The sequence below is a fragment of the Nocardia sp. NPDC050630 genome, from assembly GCF_044457245.1.
In the GTDB taxonomy this organism is placed as follows: Bacteria; Actinomycetota; Actinomycetes; order Mycobacteriales; family Mycobacteriaceae; genus Nocardia.
The window spans coordinates 1-15,666 of record NZ_JBITGN010000046.1; the positions used below are offsets into that span (position 1 = coordinate 1).

Genomic DNA, 15,666 nt, shown 5'->3' on the forward strand with positions numbered 1-15,666 from the left:
CCATCGGGATGCTCAGCCCCATCTGCTATGAGCAGTCCCTGACAGTCGCAGCGAAAGCTGCTTGAACCCCTGTCCACCATTCGGGGTGAACCTCACCCTGCCACGACACCCCCTTCAGCTTTGAGGATCTTGCGCAGAGTCTCGCGGCTGATATCGGCGATCTCGTTGGTGACCAGCACTTCTCGCAGTTTTGACAGACTCCACACCGAAAACGGCCAGCCCAGATCCCGCGGGCAGCACCGGGCGATGCAAGCGATGCGTTCACGCGCCGCCCGATCCACCTTCTTCGGCCTGCCCGCGCTCCATTTTGGGTCCAGCGCCTCGAACCCCCGTTCGTTGAACTCGTGGATCACTTGCCGCACATAAGCTTCGCTGACCTGCATCAACCTCGCGATCGCGGGTACCGGCTGACGCTGCGCCGAAGCCATCACCACGATCGCACGGCGCGTCCTGATCGGCTGCCTGCTCGTCTTCGTGATCTTCTGCAACCGGCGCCCCTCTTCCGGGGTCACCGCTCGCACAAACACTTCCGGCCTCCGGGCCACCGGCACCACCTCCACCGGCAGCATCACCGGCCACGCGCCCACGATCAACCCGACACCCGGTTACCGGGGCAACCTACTTAGACGAGGCACTAGCGTCATCCCGGCATGGATAGGTTTTGTCCTCCACTCCTGCTGGGTGGCAAGCTGCAAACGTCCAGCCTGTCGCTACCAGAAAGACATCTCACGTGGATAAGAGTCAAGCCGCTGATGCTTGGGAAGGAGGTGGGAAAGCGCGATGTTCATTGTAGAGCTGGCCGGTTTGCAGTCAGCAGAGCAGTTGACCGAGGAATTTGTTGACCAGGTGCCTCTGGGCTTGCGCGACCCAGTCGCCAGCGGCGCGGCGGGTATCGAGGTGCGCTCGCGCGCCGGGCGAGGCCCGAAGCGAGGCCAGCGCCCACATCGATGTGACCGCAGCCAGCCTGCGGTTCTTGATATGCCGGTGCAGGACCACCTTCTTCTTGCCGCTGGCACGGGTGATCGGCGCGGTTCCGGCGAAGGCTTTCAGCCCGCGGGCGTGAGCGAAACGGGCTCGGTCGTCACCGATCTCGGCGAGCACCCGGGCACCCGACAGCGACCCGAGGCCGGGGAAGCTGGTCAAGATCTTGGCGTCCGGGTGCTGTTCAAAATGGGCGATCGCCGCCCCAGCGAGGTCCTCAGCGGCAGTGACCGCGGCGTCGAGCTGCCGCAGCAGCGCGGTCAGCTGGATGCCCATCGCAATCTCGACCTGTGGCGGCTGCTGCAGATAGGTGCCGGCGAAGACCTCACGCAGGAGCTCGACGTCGCGGTCGATGAAGCGTTTGCGCCCGGCTCCGGTGAGCAGTTTGCGCAACTGAGCGCGTGTCAACCGCGCCGCGGCGGACGGGGTTGGTGCCGCAGCGAGAACCGCACGGATATCTCGGCGGGTTAGTCCGCCCTCGGGCAATCCGGCACTGGCCGCCAGCGCGGCCGGGTAGTAGTCCTTGAGCAGGTCACGGATCTGGTTGCTCAATCGCTGGCGCGCCCAGACGGCGTCTTGCTGGGCGCGGGCGAGCACCCGGATAGCTTGGGCTGCTTCGGTGTCGGCGGGCAAGCACTGGTGCTCGGCAGCGTCGGTGCGCAAGATGTTGGCCAGCAGCACCGCGTCGACGGCGTCGGATTTGGCTCCCGAGACCTGGTGACGGGGCCGATACCGAGAGGCCTTGAGCGGGTTGATCGGGTAGATCGGGCGGCCGGTGGCGCGCAGCGCCGCGACCCACAAACCACGATCGGTTTCGATCGCCACAGGGACCGGCTCGGTGTCGCTGTCCCCAGCTTCGGCCAGCAGCGTCAGCAACAGCGCGAATCCGGCCGCGTCGTTGGTGACGCGAGCGCGGGTGATCACAGTCCCGGCATCGTCGATGATCGCGACATCGTGATGGGCGGTGGCCCAGTCGATTCCGCAGTAATAGCGCACTCGGGTATCGCTCCTTCATCAGGTGTTGCGGGTGCTCTCAGCGGAATCACGTGGCGCCCTAATCACAGGACTCATCGGTCCGACATCTCACTAGCCATCCGTGACCCCAGCCCACCGCAGAACCCCGTGCTGCCTTCAGAGCTCTACGGCTCGCGAATATCTGACGGAGGTCGATCCTGCGGTGGGCTCGAGCAACGGCATCACACCACCGGACGAACGAGCCCGCCACCGCACGCACCGTTCTTTCTCGAGACGTCACAGCGTCGGGAAACACAAGGCATCACCCGGCAGCGAGCCCGCTCCAGAACAAGAACCCTCCGGGCCCCACAGGCCGAAAACTCCAGTCCCAACTACTGATTAGGAAATCTATGCGGCCGAAACTTGCCGACATTGCGATTGCGCTCGGAGCCGCGATTTGTTTCGCGTTGGCTCTGCCTGCGGAGGTGCGCGCCGCGCCAGATCTGAGAGCCCATTGTGAGGTGTCGAGAAGTTGTCAGATAAAAGACATCACCATTGATGGCCCTTGGTTCATCGACATCGTTGTGGATAACGGGGAACCCAATACTCCGGGGGTGTTGTGGGCGGCTTATGATTCCCAAAACAAAGTCGTCTGCGGTGGAGTGGATAAATTGGACGAGAATGGCCACTTGGCAAAATCATTTCCATGCAATGCCAGCCGGGTGTCCCCATATGTAGCCGGTGGAGGATTTGCCGCTGTCCACACTGCAAATTGGCATTCGGCTACCATAAGTAGAAGCGGAACCTCAGTCCAGTCTCGGATTTGCCGAGTGTTAGGGATTCGTGAGGTTTCGGATAGAAATCGAAAGCGGTCCGGGCGTGCTGTCACAATCGGTGACAGCACGCCTGCCACGAAGCGTAAATTGTCTCTTTCTCCTGTGGGGTTGAAATTCGTATAATCCGGTTCGGTCGATCGAAGTCGCCCACGAGCCCTTTCCGTTTATCTTGGCTGCCCCTACACAGGCTGTATGGTCTGGCATGGCCTCCAGTGCTTGAGACTGCCGGCCGACCGGCGTCGGCGCGATCGCCGACCGAAACGAGCAATGATCAGAACCTGTGGATGACCGGGAAGGATGTCAATGGCCACTTGTAGGTGGCTCTGTCCCACTTTCGATGATCGGCGAGTGTCGATTGTGTTGGAGTGCTGCGGATTACGGTAGAAACGCCGGTTGTGGTTGTTGATGGTGCAGCAGATGTGTTGTGGCAGTTGATGTTCCCGCATTTGTCGGGTGTGTGTGTGGTGGGTGTGAGCAGGGTCGGGCCGACGATCCGGTTCGATGTTGTGACCAGGGAGAACCCGCAGCCGTGCCCGGTATGTGGTGTGGTTTCTTCGCGGGTTCACAGCCGCTACTCCCGTGAGGTCACCGATGTCGCGGTCGCGGGCCGGGAAGTGTTGCTCAGGTTGGGGGTTCGGCGGCTGTTCTGCGGCAACAACGGGTGCGAGCGGCGGATCTTCGCCGAGCAGGTGGCCGGGTTGACCGTGCGTTATGGGCGTCGCAGCCTCCCGCTGCGTTACGTGCTGAGAAGGTTCGCGTTGGCGCTGGGAGGCAGGCCCGCGGCGCGACTGTGCGCCGGGGTCGTCAGTGCGGTCAGCAGGATGACACTGCTGCGGATCATCCGCGCACTGCCGCAACCGGAGGTCGGCGAGCTTACTGTTGTCGGGGTCGACGAGTTCGCGTTTCGCATGGGCCGCAACTACGGAACGATCCTGGTCGATATGGCTACCCGCCGTCCTGTGGACCTGTTGCCCGAAGCCAGCTCCGATGCGTTGGCCGTCTGGCTGACCGATCACCCCGGGATCGAGGTGATCTGCCGTGACCGCGCCGGCTACTTCGCCGACGGCGCCCGCCGCGGAGCCCCGGCCGCGGTTCAAGTCGCGGACAGGTGGCATCTGCTGGCGAACCTGACCACCGCTGTGGAGCGAGTACTCGGCCGCAAGCGGTCCTGCCTGAACGGGCGAGACCCGGACCGGATCCCGGCACTGCCGATACCGCCCGCCGATCCACCCGATGGCCCGTTGGCGCAACGGATCACCCGACGACACCCGCAGATCCAACAGATGCTGGCTTCAGGGCTGGACGATCAGCGCGGTCTCGCGTGAATTAAACCTCGACCGCAAGACCGTCCGACGCTACGCGCGTAACGAGATCGACGGTCTCCTGAATTCCGGAGTACGGCGCGCCAGTCTGATCGACCCGTTCGTGCCCTACCTGCAACGCCGCTGGCGTGAGGGCTGCGTCAACGCCGCGGTCCTCTATCGAGAGATCACGGCCCAGGGATTCGGCGGCAGCGTAAAGACGGTCCGCCGATACCTGCAGCACTGGCGCGTGGCCGGTGTCCCCGCCCAGGCGCCTCCCACGATCACACCACGCAAGGCCGCTGGTTGGATAATGCGCCGCTTCGACGAACTGAACGACGACGAACGCGAGCAACTTGCCGCGATCATCGACCGATCCGACGAGATCGCCACCACCGCCGGACTCGCCACCGAGTTCGCGATGCTCCTACGGCAACTTTAGGGGCAGAGCTCGCAGCCTGGAGTCAGCGCGCACAAGCCAGCGGAATCCGGGAGATCTGCTCGTTCGCGACCACTCTGCATCGCGGCTGGGACGCCGTGGTCGCGGGACTGACCCTGCCCTACAGCAACGGCCCTACCGAAGGAAATGTCAACCAACTTTTAAGCTAATCAAGCGCGCCATGTACGGCAGAGCACAGTTCGACCTACTCCGACTCCGCGTCCTCGCCACCACATAGCAGCCACGCCGATCATCGAAAGTGGGACAGAGCCAGTCTTGGTGAGCGCTGTCGCCACCTGATCGCTTCTGCCACAAGTATTCTGCGCACCTGACTACGACCCACGACAATGCCCTCGGCGCGTAGGGCCGCGGTCAGCGAATCCAGCGTCCAGCTCGACTGTGCCCCGTCATACTCGGCTTCCGGGGTGCCATCGGATTGCCGCGTCAACCGCCCCGGTGGCGTGGTGGCGACCAAAGCCACGATACGACTGCGCTCTATCTCGGTCAGTCGAGGTCTACGTCCCGACCCCGGCCGATCGCCCAGCCCCTACAGACCGTGAATGTTGAACCGGTGCAAGCGTTCACGCACCGTCTGCGGATGACAACCCAACTCCTGCGCGATGTGGGCGGCGGACTTCCCGTCCCAGCTCGCCGTGATCATCCGCGCCCGGCGAATCCAATCACCCGGAGCATGCCGAGCACCAGCGAGCTTACGAATCTTCCGCTCCTCCACCACATCCCGCGCAGGACGCGCGACCAGCACCTTCGGCAGAACCCACCCCATCACACCCGAACCAACAAGACCCACAACAAGATACATGATCATTGAGGAACGCAGCGCTAGGAGACGGTTACGTTGGTGGCACTCGGAGTATGTGGGTAGTTTGTGTTGAGAGTGAACTCCACTTCGCCGGACCCAGATATGGCGTAGCCGCCGCCTACTCGATCGCTGAACAGTGGAATAGCCCAGAAGTATACCGAATTGCCTTCTGCATACATGGGGATCTGTACAGACCCGGATTTGCCGGTATCGAGGTTTCGCCACTCCACCGTGGCGGCAAGCTGGCACCACGGTGCGGGGATCCCGAAGGCCTTCAGTGATCCCCGCAGGCGTATATCGACCCATCCTTGGTGATTTGGATGGGTAATAATCTGGCCTGACACGTCGCCTGCGCAAGCGAACCCATCTGCGCCGGTGGACATCCTGGGTAGATCGAATGTGGGATCTTCGGCTTCGGCGGGGGCGGTGCCAGCGAGTAGCGCAGCGAAAACCAGTGCGCAGCCACTCGACACCCGAACCACCTTTTGATTAAACATCCTCCTCCTTGGCCTCTCTTTGTCGTGGAGCTGAGCCTGAGCGGTTGAAAGTTACTGGAGGTGGGCTGCCGCTCGCATCGGTAGTCGATACGTGTAAGTGAGCGTCCGGGAACTCTCGTCGGCTATGGCCAACGGTGCGGTGCCGGTAGGTTTGTTCGCGCCGGATTCGGTGGTGCCGGGTGGGCGAATATGGTTGCAAGTGGTATCGCCGTCTACTTCACCGACCCGCACTCACCCTGGCAGCGCGGGACCAGCGAGAACACGAATGGTCTTCTGCGCCAATACTGTCCGAAGGCGACCGACCTGTCCAGATGGACGGCGAGCGAGATCGGAGCGGTCGCTGCGGCACTGAACGCCAGATCCCGAAAGACACATAGCAGCCATGCTCGGACGTCGTCACGAAATCCCATGGGGAAAGTGGCTGTTCGGCGGTCGATCCACGATCGTGTCGGTGATTCTGTGCCGTCGATCAGTCGGCCGCATCGATCGAGCACGGGGCGAGATTTCGGCGCATTTCGCGGAGATTCATGGTGCATCGGTGTCCGTGGCCATGACAGAGTGGCTCTGGCGCACATTTGGTGCCGACGTGCTACTCGACCAGGAGAACGCGGCGGCGAAGAAGGTCGAAGTTGGCTCTGCCGAACATTTGCCGCTTCAGCATTTTAAAAGTTACGTGGAATCTGGCCCCGGGGTGATCATGTCTTCTCGGGGTGACCACGGACTTTGGAGGCAGAGTGGCGGCGCGGTGGCGCTGGTGGAGTAGTGGCCGGTGCTCGGACGGCACGAGCAGGCAGCGGTCTGGCTGGGGATCTGGGTTGATCTCGGGCGGGCGCCTCGCACGATCGATGCCTATGGGCGCGGGCTGGCGGAGTATCTGCTGATGTGCGAGCGCGAGCAGGTGGATCCGGTGACCGCGAACCGGTCGCATGTCGCGATGTTCGTGCGGGAGTTGACGTCCCGCCCTCACCATCGCGGGCCGAACGTGGTGTCGCTCGATTCGGGTGCGGGCTTGGCGAATGCCACGATTCAGCAGCGATTATCAGTTACGTGGAATCTGACTGCAGCGGAGACTATCTCGCTGCGGTATGACCACGAACTGAGGAGATGTGTTGGGCACGGTAGTGCTGATGGAGAAGTGGCCGGTGCTGGGCCGGCACGAACGGGCCGCCGTCTGGCTGCGGGTGTGGGCTGATCTCGGTCGTGCGCCACGGACGATGGACGCCTACTCGCGCGGACTGGCCGAATATCTCGAGATGTGCGATCGGGTGCAGGTCGACCCGGTGGAGGCCGATCGAGCCCATTTCGCGCGGTATGTCCGGGAGATGGCGGAGCGGCCGAGTCGTCGGGGCGCGAACGTGATCTCGAGCACCCCGAGGCCGCGGACCCGGCCGACTGGACGCGGCAGACCTGCGCCGCCTGGGTCGCCGCGTTGGAACGGATGACAGTCGCTGACTACGCCCAGCGAACCATCGGCCTCGGTGACCGCCTCGGCAAACCACTGGAGGCGCCCACCAAGGAAGGCCCGCTCGCGGCGCTGCGGCGGTTCTTCAGCGACTGCCAGGAGTGGGAGTGGCTGTCGAGGCGGTTCGACCCGCAGCGCGCGCTGGCCACCCCGCGCAGCATCGCCGCGTTACTGGGGCCGAATCCGCGGATGATCGCCGATGATATTTGGGCGAAACTGTTGTGGGCCGGGCTGAACCTGCAAGCAGAGGACCTGCCGGTCACTACCTCCGGCCAGTTCTACCCACTCGAGCTGGTCCGCGCCGTCACAGTGACCTGGCTGTTCGCCGGCCTGCGCAGCAACGAAATCGCCCGTCTGCGAGTCGGTTGCATCCGATGGCAACACGACGGCGCTGCGATCGACGGCGACTCCGGCGAGATCTTGGCCCGAGACGCGGCCTGCCTGCTCGACGTTCCCACCAACAAGACCGGCACCGCGTTCACCAAACCCGTCGACCCGATCCTCGGCCAGGCCGTGGACGCCTGGCAGGCAATCCGGCCTGCCCAGCCGCGTCTGCTGGATCACCGCACCAGCGAACAGGTCGATCTGCTGTTCGTGTTCCGGGCTCGACGCATCTCGACGGCCTACATCAACAACACCGTCATCCCGATGCTTTGCCGCAAGGCCAGCGTCCCGGACGCCGATGTCCGCGGCAGCATCACCAGCCACCAGCCACCAGCCACCAGCCACCGGGCCCGATCCACGATCGCGAGCCAGCTCTATAACGCCAAAGAACCGATGACGCTGTTCGAACTGCAGGCATGGCTCGGCCAAGGTCAAGGCCCTCAAGAGGCAGTGCTTTGGTAGATCGAACCTGGACCTGCTCCGGAAGCGAATACTACTCAGCCACAACGAGTCCGGCTCCACCTCGGAAATCCGGCGGCCCTCGAAGTGATCACGGTATCCGCGTCAGAACCCGAGCATGGGACCGTGCTGTTCCGGTGGAGGGTCGTGTGGTGATGGTGCCCCATGGGCGCGTTGCTGGTCAATCCGGTGTGGTGGATCTCCACCGCAGACGTCGTGTGGCTCTCGGGTCGCCGGACTCGGCCATCGTGCGGACTTCAGCCATCCGGTCGAGCCGGATCAACTGCGCTATTCGTGCGGAGTGGGCGTAGAAACCGTTGTCGGGATCGCTTTCCATGGCTTCGAGCTGTGCGAGCCCTGCCTCGTCCTCACCGCGGCGGAAGTGCAGTTGCGCCAACCACAGTCGGGCGCTCGCGAACTCGGGCGCCTCCGCGCGAAGCCGGTCGATGCTGTTGGTTCGGACCAGATATTCCATGAGCGTCGCGAACGCGCGGTCATCACCGTCGTGTGCTAAAAGCCGCAGGTCATCGACACGGTCTGCGTCTACCATGATCTCGATCACCCGGATGAAAGCGCAGCGGTCGCCGTCGTAGGCGAGTTCGCGTAACCGTGCCTCGTCGGCAGCTGCTTCGAGCCGGTCCATTGTCTGTGCGCAGGCTGAGGTGGCCTCGGGTGTGCCGTGGATGTCGTATCGGTGGGCGGCACTGTAGTACGACCATCCTGCCCATTGATCGGCTGTGTGAATGCTGTAGCGGCGCTGCATCACCGGTCTTCCATCCCCTTTCTGGTCGGCGTCGCTGCTCGGGCATCAGCATGGTCAGCTCGTGCTGGCTGCGGACCGTGTGGTGATTAGTGCCCGAGACTGGCCGCTGGATCAATCCGGGTGGCTGTTTGCTGCGGCGTGGCTTCTCGTGTTGCTGGTAGGGCTCACCCTCGACAACGAGTTCGTAGGTGGCTGATTGGAGCCGGTCCATCGCTGATTGGGCCAGTAGCGGGTCGGCCATCATGGTCAGGATCTGCGGGGGTTCCCGGTTGCTGGTGATGATCGTGGAGGCTTTGCGGTGGCGTTCGACGATCAGTTCGTAGAAGTCGTTGGTCTCGACCGCTTCGAGCTGCTGCAACGCCAGGTCGTCGACTAATCCCGAGATCGGGATTAGTCGACTTATCCCGACCCGGTGATTATCCCGATGTCGTGGGTCAAAGTGGTGGGATTTCTTGTGTGGCAGTGGTTCTCCGGCATCTGTTGTCGTGGATATCGGGATATTCAGAGGCTCTCCAGGAAGGCGAGTAGGTCGTCCGGGGGCCGGTAGCGGCCGGGTTTGGTAGTCGGTGGTGTGGTGCGGGCCAGGGCGCGTTCCTTGATCGCCATGTCGGCGTGAAGGTAGGCGGCGGTGGACCGTGGGTCGGCGTGGCCGAGCCAGAGCGCGATGACGGCGGAATCGACGCCGCTGTGCAGCAGATTCATCGCGCAGGTGTGGCGAAGGGTGTGGGGTGAGAGTCGTTTGCCTTCCAACGACGGACATCGCTGGCGGGCGATGTTCTTGTAGAGGTTGAGACGTGCTTCGACTGCGTCGTCGCTGAGTCGGCGCCCGGTGCGGGTGGGGAATGCGGGCTGGTCGAGGTGTCCGTGGCGTTCGTGGAACCAGACGCGCAGGACCGCCGTGGTGGCCGGCGTGAGCGGGACGCATCGCTGCTTGCGGCCTTTGCCCTGGCAGCGCGCGTGCGCGCCGGGGCCGAGTTCGATGTCACCGCAGGTGAGTCCGGTCAACTCCGACAGCCGTAGCCCGGTCTGGATTGCGAGCAGGAGCAGGGCATGGTCCCGGCGGCCTTCCCAGCGAGAGCGATCGGGTGCGGCGAGCAACGCGTCGACCTCGTGGGGTTGCAGAAACGACACATCGGTTCTGTCGCAACGTTTCTGCGGGATAGCGAGCACTTGCCCGATCAGCTCGGCGTGTTCAGGGTGCCGAAGCGCGGCGAACCGGAACAGGGACCGCAGGGCCGCCAGTCGCGCGTTGCGGCTGCGGCCGCTGTTGTGACGGTCGGTTTCCAGATGCTGCAGGAACGCCGAGATCACCTCAGCGTCGAGATCGGTGAACTCCAGGGCCGAGGGCGCTTTGCCGGTGCGGTCACCGACGAACCGCAGCAGCAGTTGAAAGGTGGTGCGGTAGGAGGTGATCGTGGCAGGGCTGGCCTGGCGCTGGTTGATCAGCCGTTCGGTGAAGAACAACTGCAGGGTGGGCGCGAGCGAGCTCATCGGAGCAGTCCTTCCGTGGTCGGGTTCTGCAGCCGCTCGGCGGCCAGCGCCAGCAGTTCTGGGGCGGCCGACAAGTACCAATACGTGTAGACCGGTGTGCGGTGACCCATGTAGGTCGACAATCGCGGCAGCAGTGCCGCGACATCGTCTCCGTTGCGATACCAACGCACGAGAGTGTGGACCGCGAACGAATGTCGCAGATCGTGGATGCGCGGGTGGATGGCCGAATCGGTGCCGACGCCCGAGACAGTCACCAGCCGCCGAAACAGGAACCCGAAGTCGGAGTAGATCACCGCGGTTCCCTTGCCCGAGCAGAAGTAGTTCCCTGTCGCCGAGACCGGCACGTGCCGGTCCCGGATCGCGGCGTAGGCGGTCAACGCGTCGGTGGCGGTGGCGTCCAGCAAGACCTCACGGTTCTTGGTGAATTTCGACGCGCGGATGGTCAGCACCCCGTCGACGCAGTCGACATCGTCACGGGCCAGCGCGATGGCCTCGCCCACCCGCAGGCCGGTGCAGGCCAGCAATCCGATCATCGTCTCGACCGTGGCTCGGCGCAGCGTGGTGGGCACCACCACCGGCACCGCGCGCAGCAATGCCTGGATGTCGTTGGCGGAGTAGATGAACGGTGGTTTCCACTGCTGGCGGTGAATCACCAGCCCATATGGGGGAATCTCGGTCGCCGGGTCGATGCCCGACATATAACGGGCGAACCCGCGCACCACGGTCATCCGCCGTGGCCATATCGAACACTCCGGACCGACGTCGCGACGCCGAACCCATTCCAGCGCAACACCGGTGGTGATCCTGGTTGCGCCGATGACATCGAGGTAGGCGACGAAGCGTGGAAGCAACCGGTGTGCTTCGGCCAGGTCATGGCCGAGGCTGCGGCGCAACCGTAGGTAGTCAGCGGCATGGCCCGCGAAGTCGGTGCTCATGACCGAGCCGCCGGCCACGGCGCCACGACCGCGCGCAGCGCGGTCCGGTCGATCTTGGCGTAGTCGGAGGTCGTGCCGAGATCGGTGTGCCGAAGCACCTGTGCGATCTCGACCAAACTCCCGCCTTGGCGCAGCATTTCGGTGGCCAGCCCGTGACGCAGGCGGTGCCCGCCCACCGGCCTCACTCCGGCGCGGCGGCAGGCCCGGTAGACGATGTTGGGGATGGTGCTGGGATGGATCGGCCGTGGCGGCGCATACAAGGTCAAGATCGCTTGCGGGCCGGTGCAGCGTGGCCTGTCGTGGCGCAGATACTCCGCGACCGCAGCGCCCACCGAGGTCGGTAACGGCAGTCGGTCCAGGCGCCGTGCCTTGCCACGCACCACCAGTTCACCACGCCGCCAATCGATATCACTGAGCTGTAGGGCAGCGACCTCGCCGCTGCGCAGCCCCAGCCGCGCCAGCAGATTCAGCACCGCGTAGTCGCGGCGCCCGCTCACCGTCGACCGGTCGCAGCTGGCCAGCACCGCATCGACCTCCCCGGCGCTGGGACCAGTCGGCAACCCGGTGCCCCGCCATGCCGCGACCGGCGGCATCGCCGCACCGAGGTCTGCACCGATCCTGCCGCGCAGATACAGATACCGCAGCAGCGCCCGCAGGTCGGCGGCCTCCCGTTTCGCCGATCCCACGACCAGACGCGCCCCGGCCGCCAGCAGGAAGGCGTTGACTTCCCCGCCGGTCAACCCCTCATCACCCACCTCGTGACCGGACTGTGAAGACCGTTGCGACAGAAATCTTTTGGCGAACCTCTCGTATCGCAACACGGTGCCTGGCGTCAGGCCGCGCTCGTCGAGCAAATAGTGTCGATAGCCGACCAGCAGCATCTCCCGCGCGGTCGGGGCCGCCGGCTCGACCGCACCGATCACACCACAGTCGGCCAGATACGACAGCAACGTGGCCGCGGTCGCCATCGTCGGAACCCGTCGACGCCCACCGGCCCGCGCCTCGGCCAGGAACTGCTCGAACACCGCCGCCCGAAGATCACCTGCCACCAGATCCGTACTGGTCATCCACCGGTTCAGCTGACCCATCAGGCCGAGATGCTTCGCGATCGCACCGGGCTTGTGCCCACGCGCCAGCAGCTCCTGCTCGAGCCCGGCAGCGAATCCCACCAGCGGACCCTCGCCAGCCCTCCACCCAGTCGTTCCCATCATCACTCCTCTCCGGACACGGAAACACCTTGCTCCCGCAACCAAAGAGTGCGACCCCCGGAATTACCCCGAGCCAAGAACCAGCAACCAAAACTAATCACACACCGCCACAGCGACTCTCATGTCAACCACCCACGACATCGGGATAATCACCGGGTCGGGATAAGTCGAGGATGAGTAGGTCGACGCGGTGCAGTTTGCACATCTCGTCTTCGTAGCTGCCGTCCAACCGGGCACCACGCAATCGTTTGAACAGTTTGTCGGCGCGTTCGGTGTGAACGGTGTGGTGGCGGCGGACCGCGATGTTTCCTAATGCGTTGGCCAGAAACGTCTTTCCGGCCCCGGCTGGCCCCATGATCAATACGTTGTAGGCGTCGGCGAGGAACCGCAGCGAGGTCAGCTCGACCCTGAGTTCGCGGTCGAAGGTGACCGCGGTCGAACCGTTCCATGCCGTCAGGTGTGTCTGCGGGTCCTGGTGGGCGGTTTTGGCGCGGCGTTGCTCGGAAGCCCAGTCGCGGCGGGTGACCTCGTCGGCGAACAGCATTTCCAGGAAATCGTGGTGGGGCAGCCGGTTCGACCGCGCGAGTGCGAGGCGTTCGGGGAGGCTGTCCAGGAGCTGGCCGAGCTCGAGTCGGAGCATCATCGACCTCAGCTCCGGGGTGACCATGATCGGTTTGACCGCCGGGGCGGCGGCGGGACGGCGGGTGGTGCGGCCTCCTGACCGTGAAATCGGTGGTGGACCGGATGAACCGGGACGGCGCCGGTGGCCGGCAACAAGGTCAGCTGCTGGGCGATGGTGGCGCGGGTGAGCATGCGGTCGATGACCCCGACGTCGACGACCTCAGCGTCCAGCGACCGTCGGCCTGCTTCATCGACGGCGTCGGCGACGTGACGGCGCACCAACCCGAGCAGCCGGTAGACTTGCCGCATCGTCGTCCAAGGCAGTGGATGCTCGGGCACCGCCGCCGCATAGGCGCCGACCTGCACGCCTTAGTCGAATGCTTTGCGTTGCAACGTAGTCAGGTCCCGCATCGCAAAAGCCGTCAATTCCGACGGCAGGTCCGCAGGATCGGTCTGCCGGCGGCCGGGCCCAACCTTCGGGTCGACCTTGATCAGCTCACCACGGAAGTAGAGCTTCACCGTCTGCGAGTCGACGCGAGCGGTCAACCGCTGCCCGAGGAGATCACCGGGAATGCTGTAGAGAGCCTGGGAGATCTGACCATGCCGGTCCGGCGCAACCTTCGGATTCACGCAGACCGGAATGTCGAACACGGTATCGGGCAACGGTTTGAGCTTCGGCGCCTCATCGGTGGCGAACACTTCGACCGGACGCAGGCGCGTGGTGCCATGTATTCTCATCCCCGCCGTCTCACGGCACCACCGCTGCGTGCGTTCCCGGCAGTTCTGGAGATCCCGGAATTATTCTCCGGCAAAGAAATTCGACCGTGCATAAGGAACGCATCGTTCGACGCGCCGCTTGGATGACGTCGTCGACTACACCCTGTCCCGACGATCAGTTCCGCCGAGTGCGGGTGACTCATCGGTTCCATCCGTCGTTCGGGCAGGAGTTCGAGTTCGTCGAGCACCGCTTCAACTGGGGTGAGGACCGGGTCAGCATGCGCGACGAACACGGCGCGTTGTTCTCCCTGCCAGCAGGGTGGACCGATGTCGCCGCGCCGGATCCGTTCGTGGTGATCGCCGAGGGCCGGTGCCCGTTCACCACGACCGGGCTTCTCGAGCTGGCCGAGCTGATCGATGGACTGCGTGCGTTGCCGGACGGCGAAAAGACCGTCAGACAGATTACGCCGTAGACGTCAGATGGATTATGCCGCAGCAGAGTTATCGAGGTCTGATCGACTGAACGGATCTGTCTGCGTATTTGGTGAGTCTCCTGTGGTTTGTTTCACCGTTCCGGTCTCGGATCCGTTTGTAGTGCGGCATAATCTGTCTGACTGTTTGATCGTGAAAGAGGTTGTATGGCGCGGCGTGGTTCGCCCGAGGATCCGAAGGTCGGCGAGTTGCGGGCGGCGCGGTGTTTGAATCCGCGTCCCGACGCGGTGACCGACGAGGTCTTCACCGGGCACGAGTTCTTCGATGCCCGGGACGTGGTCCAGGTCAAATACGAGATGGTCCGGCGGGTCCGCGTCGAGGGGACACCGGTGACCGAGGCCGCCGCAGCGTTCGGGTATTCCCGGCAGTCGCTCTACGAGGCCGCCGCCGCGCTCGACGTCCACGGCGTGGACGGGCTGGTGCCGGGCAAACCAGGCCCCCGCGCAGGTCACAAGCTCACCGACGAGGTCTGCGCGTTCGCCGACGCCCAGCTGGCCGCCGACCCCACCCTGCGCGCGAAGGACCTGGTGGGACCGATCGAAGAGCAGTTCGGGGTGCGGGTGCATCCCCGCTCGATCGAACGCGCCGTGGACCGTTACCGGGACGGCCACTCTAAAAGTCCTTGAGCCGCAACCGAATCAGCCACCGGCCGCACCGGCGGCGGAGCCGGCCGGGTCTGGATTGGATGCACGCTATGAGCAGCTGCGTCACGCCGCCCTGCATGCACGGGCCGAGGCGTTCCCGCTCGGGTTCGCTGTCCTGACCCGTCGCGGGGTGATCGCTTGGCGAGCTGCGCTGACCCGGATCGCCGTAGTTGCCCCGGTCGCGCCGGCGCTCGCCTCGGCGCCGATCACGTTGACGTCGCTGCCCGCGGATATTGCTGCCGAGCTGGTCGACGCATTAGCCGGTTTAGCGCTCACCGGAACCTGAATCATCTTTCAGGTCAATCATTTTCGTGTTTCCCGCCGGAAGAATCCGGCGGGAGGAAGGAGCATGTTCGTGTTCGTCGAGTCCGCGGTGACGAAAGTAACCGCCGCGCATCTGGGCAAGGAGGCGTTGTTGTATGTCCGCCAGTCCACGCTCAAACAAGTTCTGCATAACATCGAGTCCGCGCACCGGCAATACGACCTGCGGGGCCGGGCGATCGCGCTGGGCTGGCCCGCCGACCAGATCCAGGTCATCGACGTCGACCAAGGCCAATCCGGCGCCTCAGCTTGTCTTTTAACCTCTGACGGCGCTGTTGGCGGGTTCGTCAGAGGTTGCTTGGTGGCGAGAAGTGTTGGTGCCGTGTGGATTTCGTTCGTTC

General features: G+C 64.2%; 20 protein-coding genes and 4 pseudogenes. 11 read left to right on the forward strand and 13 right to left on the reverse strand.

Annotated elements, in window-relative coordinates:
- Positions 1–92: 92 nt before the first annotated feature.
- Positions 93–587 carry a transposase gene (locus ACIBG0_RS41570; protein ID WP_397041081.1) on the reverse strand — a complete coding sequence of 165 codons (495 nt, stop codon included), beginning with the start codon at positions 585–587 and terminating at the stop codon, positions 93–95.
- A gap of 154 nt (positions 588–741) precedes the next feature.
- A pseudogene (locus ACIBG0_RS41575) lies at positions 742–1,977 on the reverse strand (IS110 family transposase).
- 1,213 nt (positions 1,978–3,190) lie between these two features.
- On the opposite strand from ACIBG0_RS41575, the gene ACIBG0_RS41580 reads away from it, so the two are divergent.
- The 3 genes from ACIBG0_RS41580 to ACIBG0_RS41590 all read left to right on the forward strand — a co-directional run bounded on the left by ACIBG0_RS41580 (position 3,191) and on the right by ACIBG0_RS41590 (position 4,681).
- Positions 3,191–4,096, forward strand: a complete 906-nt coding sequence (locus tag ACIBG0_RS41580; RefSeq protein ID WP_397041048.1) for an ISL3 family transposase — start codon at positions 3,191–3,193, stop codon at positions 4,094–4,096.
- A gap of 100 nt (positions 4,097–4,196) precedes the next feature.
- Positions 4,197–4,514: a hypothetical protein gene (locus ACIBG0_RS41585; RefSeq protein ID WP_397041088.1), complete on the forward strand. Its 318-nt coding sequence runs from the start codon at positions 4,197–4,199 to the stop codon at positions 4,512–4,514.
- A gap of 44 nt (positions 4,515–4,558) precedes the next feature.
- A complete protein-coding gene (locus tag ACIBG0_RS41590) occupies positions 4,559–4,681 on the forward strand; it encodes a hypothetical protein (RefSeq protein ID WP_397041083.1) in 123 nt (40 codons plus the stop codon).
- Between the two features lie 80 nt (positions 4,682–4,761).
- Here ACIBG0_RS41590 and ACIBG0_RS41595 read toward each other — a convergent pair whose 3' ends face one another.
- From ACIBG0_RS41595 to ACIBG0_RS41605, 3 genes are read right to left on the reverse strand one after another with little or no spacing between them, the layout of a single operon-like run.
- Positions 4,762–5,055 (reverse strand): helix-turn-helix domain-containing protein, encoded by a 294-nt coding sequence (locus ACIBG0_RS41595; RefSeq protein WP_397041086.1) that lies wholly within the window; start codon positions 5,053–5,055, stop codon positions 4,762–4,764.
- A 3-nt stretch (positions 5,056–5,058) separates the two neighbouring features.
- The gene (locus ACIBG0_RS41600) at positions 5,059–5,295 is read right to left on the reverse strand and encodes a helix-turn-helix domain-containing protein (protein ID WP_397041050.1); all 237 of its coding nucleotides are present in this window, start codon (positions 5,293–5,295) and stop codon (positions 5,059–5,061) included.
- 56 nt (positions 5,296–5,351) lie between these two features.
- Positions 5,352–5,828, reverse strand: a complete 477-nt coding sequence (locus ACIBG0_RS41605) for a hypothetical protein (RefSeq protein ID WP_397041054.1) — start codon at positions 5,826–5,828, stop codon at positions 5,352–5,354.
- 192 nt (positions 5,829–6,020) lie between these two features.
- Between ACIBG0_RS41605 and ACIBG0_RS41610 the strand changes: the two are divergent.
- The 4 genes and pseudogenes from ACIBG0_RS41610 to ACIBG0_RS41625 all read left to right on the forward strand — a co-directional run.
- Positions 6,021–6,200, forward strand: a pseudogene (locus tag ACIBG0_RS41610) (IS30 family transposase); the annotation flags it as partial.
- 10 nt (positions 6,201–6,210) lie between these two features.
- Positions 6,211–6,591 (forward strand): hypothetical protein, encoded by a 381-nt coding sequence (locus ACIBG0_RS41615; RefSeq protein WP_397041090.1) that lies wholly within the window; start codon positions 6,211–6,213, stop codon positions 6,589–6,591.
- Positions 6,592–6,937: 346 nt separating this feature from the next.
- Entirely contained in the window at positions 6,938–7,270 is a 333-nt protein-coding gene (locus ACIBG0_RS41620; protein WP_397041056.1) for a hypothetical protein, read from the forward strand.
- Positions 7,267–8,136, forward strand: a complete 870-nt coding sequence (locus ACIBG0_RS41625; RefSeq protein WP_397041058.1) for a hypothetical protein — start codon at positions 7,267–7,269, stop codon at positions 8,134–8,136. Before ACIBG0_RS41620 ends, ACIBG0_RS41625 begins: the two co-directional genes overlap by 4 nt.
- Before the next feature lie 178 nt (positions 8,137–8,314).
- On the opposite strand, the gene ACIBG0_RS41630 is transcribed toward ACIBG0_RS41625, so the two are convergent.
- The 8 genes and pseudogenes from ACIBG0_RS41630 to ACIBG0_RS41665 form a co-directional block, all read right to left on the reverse strand.
- A complete protein-coding gene (locus tag ACIBG0_RS41630; protein WP_397041093.1) occupies positions 8,315–8,899 on the reverse strand; it encodes a hypothetical protein in 585 nt (194 codons plus the stop codon).
- A gap of 151 nt (positions 8,900–9,050) precedes the next feature.
- Positions 9,051–9,401: pseudogene (locus tag ACIBG0_RS41635) on the reverse strand (ATP-binding protein); the annotation flags it as partial.
- Positions 9,398–10,387, reverse strand: coding sequence for a tyrosine-type recombinase/integrase (locus tag ACIBG0_RS41640; RefSeq protein WP_397041060.1), 990 nt, complete (start codon positions 10,385–10,387; stop codon positions 9,398–9,400). The pseudogene ACIBG0_RS41635 and the gene ACIBG0_RS41640, both read right to left, overlap by 4 nt.
- Positions 10,384–11,322 carry a tyrosine-type recombinase/integrase gene (locus ACIBG0_RS41645; RefSeq protein ID WP_397041062.1) on the reverse strand — a complete coding sequence of 313 codons (939 nt, stop codon included), beginning with the start codon at positions 11,320–11,322 and terminating at the stop codon, positions 10,384–10,386. Before ACIBG0_RS41645 ends, ACIBG0_RS41640 begins: the two co-directional genes overlap by 4 nt.
- Complete coding sequence (locus ACIBG0_RS41650) at positions 11,319–12,530, reverse strand: site-specific integrase (RefSeq protein ID WP_397041065.1); 1,212 nt, start codon at positions 12,528–12,530, stop codon at positions 11,319–11,321. Before ACIBG0_RS41650 ends, ACIBG0_RS41645 begins: the two co-directional genes overlap by 4 nt.
- A 124-nt stretch (positions 12,531–12,654) precedes the next feature.
- Complete coding sequence (locus ACIBG0_RS41655; RefSeq protein WP_397041068.1) at positions 12,655–13,173, reverse strand: ATP-binding protein; 519 nt, start codon at positions 13,171–13,173, stop codon at positions 12,655–12,657.
- Positions 13,174–13,178: 5 nt separating this feature from the next.
- On the reverse strand, positions 13,179–13,517 hold the full coding sequence (locus tag ACIBG0_RS41660) for a hypothetical protein (protein WP_397041069.1): 339 nt from the start codon (positions 13,515–13,517) through the stop codon (positions 13,179–13,181).
- A 3-nt stretch (positions 13,518–13,520) separates the two neighbouring features.
- Complete coding sequence (locus ACIBG0_RS41665) at positions 13,521–13,889, reverse strand: Mu transposase domain-containing protein (RefSeq protein WP_397041072.1); 369 nt, start codon at positions 13,887–13,889, stop codon at positions 13,521–13,523.
- 173 nt (positions 13,890–14,062) lie between these two features.
- Here ACIBG0_RS41665 and ACIBG0_RS41670 point away from each other — a divergent pair, with 173 nt between their 5' ends.
- The 4 genes and pseudogenes from ACIBG0_RS41670 to ACIBG0_RS41685 all read left to right on the forward strand — a co-directional run.
- Positions 14,063–14,341 (forward strand): DUF5372 family protein, encoded by a 279-nt coding sequence (locus ACIBG0_RS41670; protein ID WP_397041075.1) that lies wholly within the window; start codon positions 14,063–14,065, stop codon positions 14,339–14,341.
- 165 nt (positions 14,342–14,506) lie between these two features.
- Positions 14,507–14,986: a helix-turn-helix domain-containing protein gene (locus tag ACIBG0_RS41675; RefSeq protein ID WP_397041077.1), complete on the forward strand. Its 480-nt coding sequence runs from the start codon at positions 14,507–14,509 to the stop codon at positions 14,984–14,986.
- A 55-nt stretch (positions 14,987–15,041) separates the two neighbouring features.
- On the forward strand, positions 15,042–15,290 hold the full coding sequence (locus tag ACIBG0_RS41680) for a hypothetical protein (protein WP_397041079.1): 249 nt from the start codon (positions 15,042–15,044) through the stop codon (positions 15,288–15,290).
- A 63-nt stretch (positions 15,291–15,353) separates the two neighbouring features.
- Positions 15,354–15,666: pseudogene (locus ACIBG0_RS41685) on the forward strand (hypothetical protein); the annotation flags it as partial.

What these genes read in the sequence shown, in the direction of transcription:
- ACIBG0_RS41600 (WP_397041050.1), bottom strand. Translation starts at nt 5,295, where the DNA reads ATGGGGTGGGTTCTGCCGAAGGTGCTGGTCGCGCGTCCTGCGCGGGAT.
- ACIBG0_RS41605 (WP_397041054.1), bottom strand. Translation starts at nt 5,828, where the DNA reads ATGTTTAATCAAAAGGTGGTTCGGGTGTCGAGTGGCTGCGCACTGGTT.
- ACIBG0_RS41615 (WP_397041090.1), top strand. Translation starts at nt 6,211, where the DNA reads ATGCTCGGACGTCGTCACGAAATCCCATGGGGAAAGTGGCTGTTCGGC.
- ACIBG0_RS41625 (WP_397041058.1), top strand. Translation starts at nt 7,267, where the DNA reads ATGACAGTCGCTGACTACGCCCAGCGAACCATCGGCCTCGGTGACCGC.
- ACIBG0_RS41640 (WP_397041060.1), bottom strand. Translation starts at nt 10,387, where the DNA reads ATGAGCTCGCTCGCGCCCACCCTGCAGTTGTTCTTCACCGAACGGCTG.
- ACIBG0_RS41645 (WP_397041062.1), bottom strand. Translation starts at nt 11,322, where the DNA reads ATGAGCACCGACTTCGCGGGCCATGCCGCTGACTACCTACGGTTGCGC.
- ACIBG0_RS41650 (WP_397041065.1), bottom strand. Translation starts at nt 12,530, where the DNA reads ATGGGAACGACTGGGTGGAGGGCTGGCGAGGGTCCGCTGGTGGGATTC.
- ACIBG0_RS41655 (WP_397041068.1), bottom strand. Translation starts at nt 13,173, where the DNA reads ATGATGCTCCGACTCGAGCTCGGCCAGCTCCTGGACAGCCTCCCCGAA.
- ACIBG0_RS41665 (WP_397041072.1), bottom strand. Translation starts at nt 13,889, where the DNA reads ATGAGAATACATGGCACCACGCGCCTGCGTCCGGTCGAAGTGTTCGCC.
- ACIBG0_RS41675 (WP_397041077.1), top strand. Translation starts at nt 14,507, where the DNA reads ATGGCGCGGCGTGGTTCGCCCGAGGATCCGAAGGTCGGCGAGTTGCGG.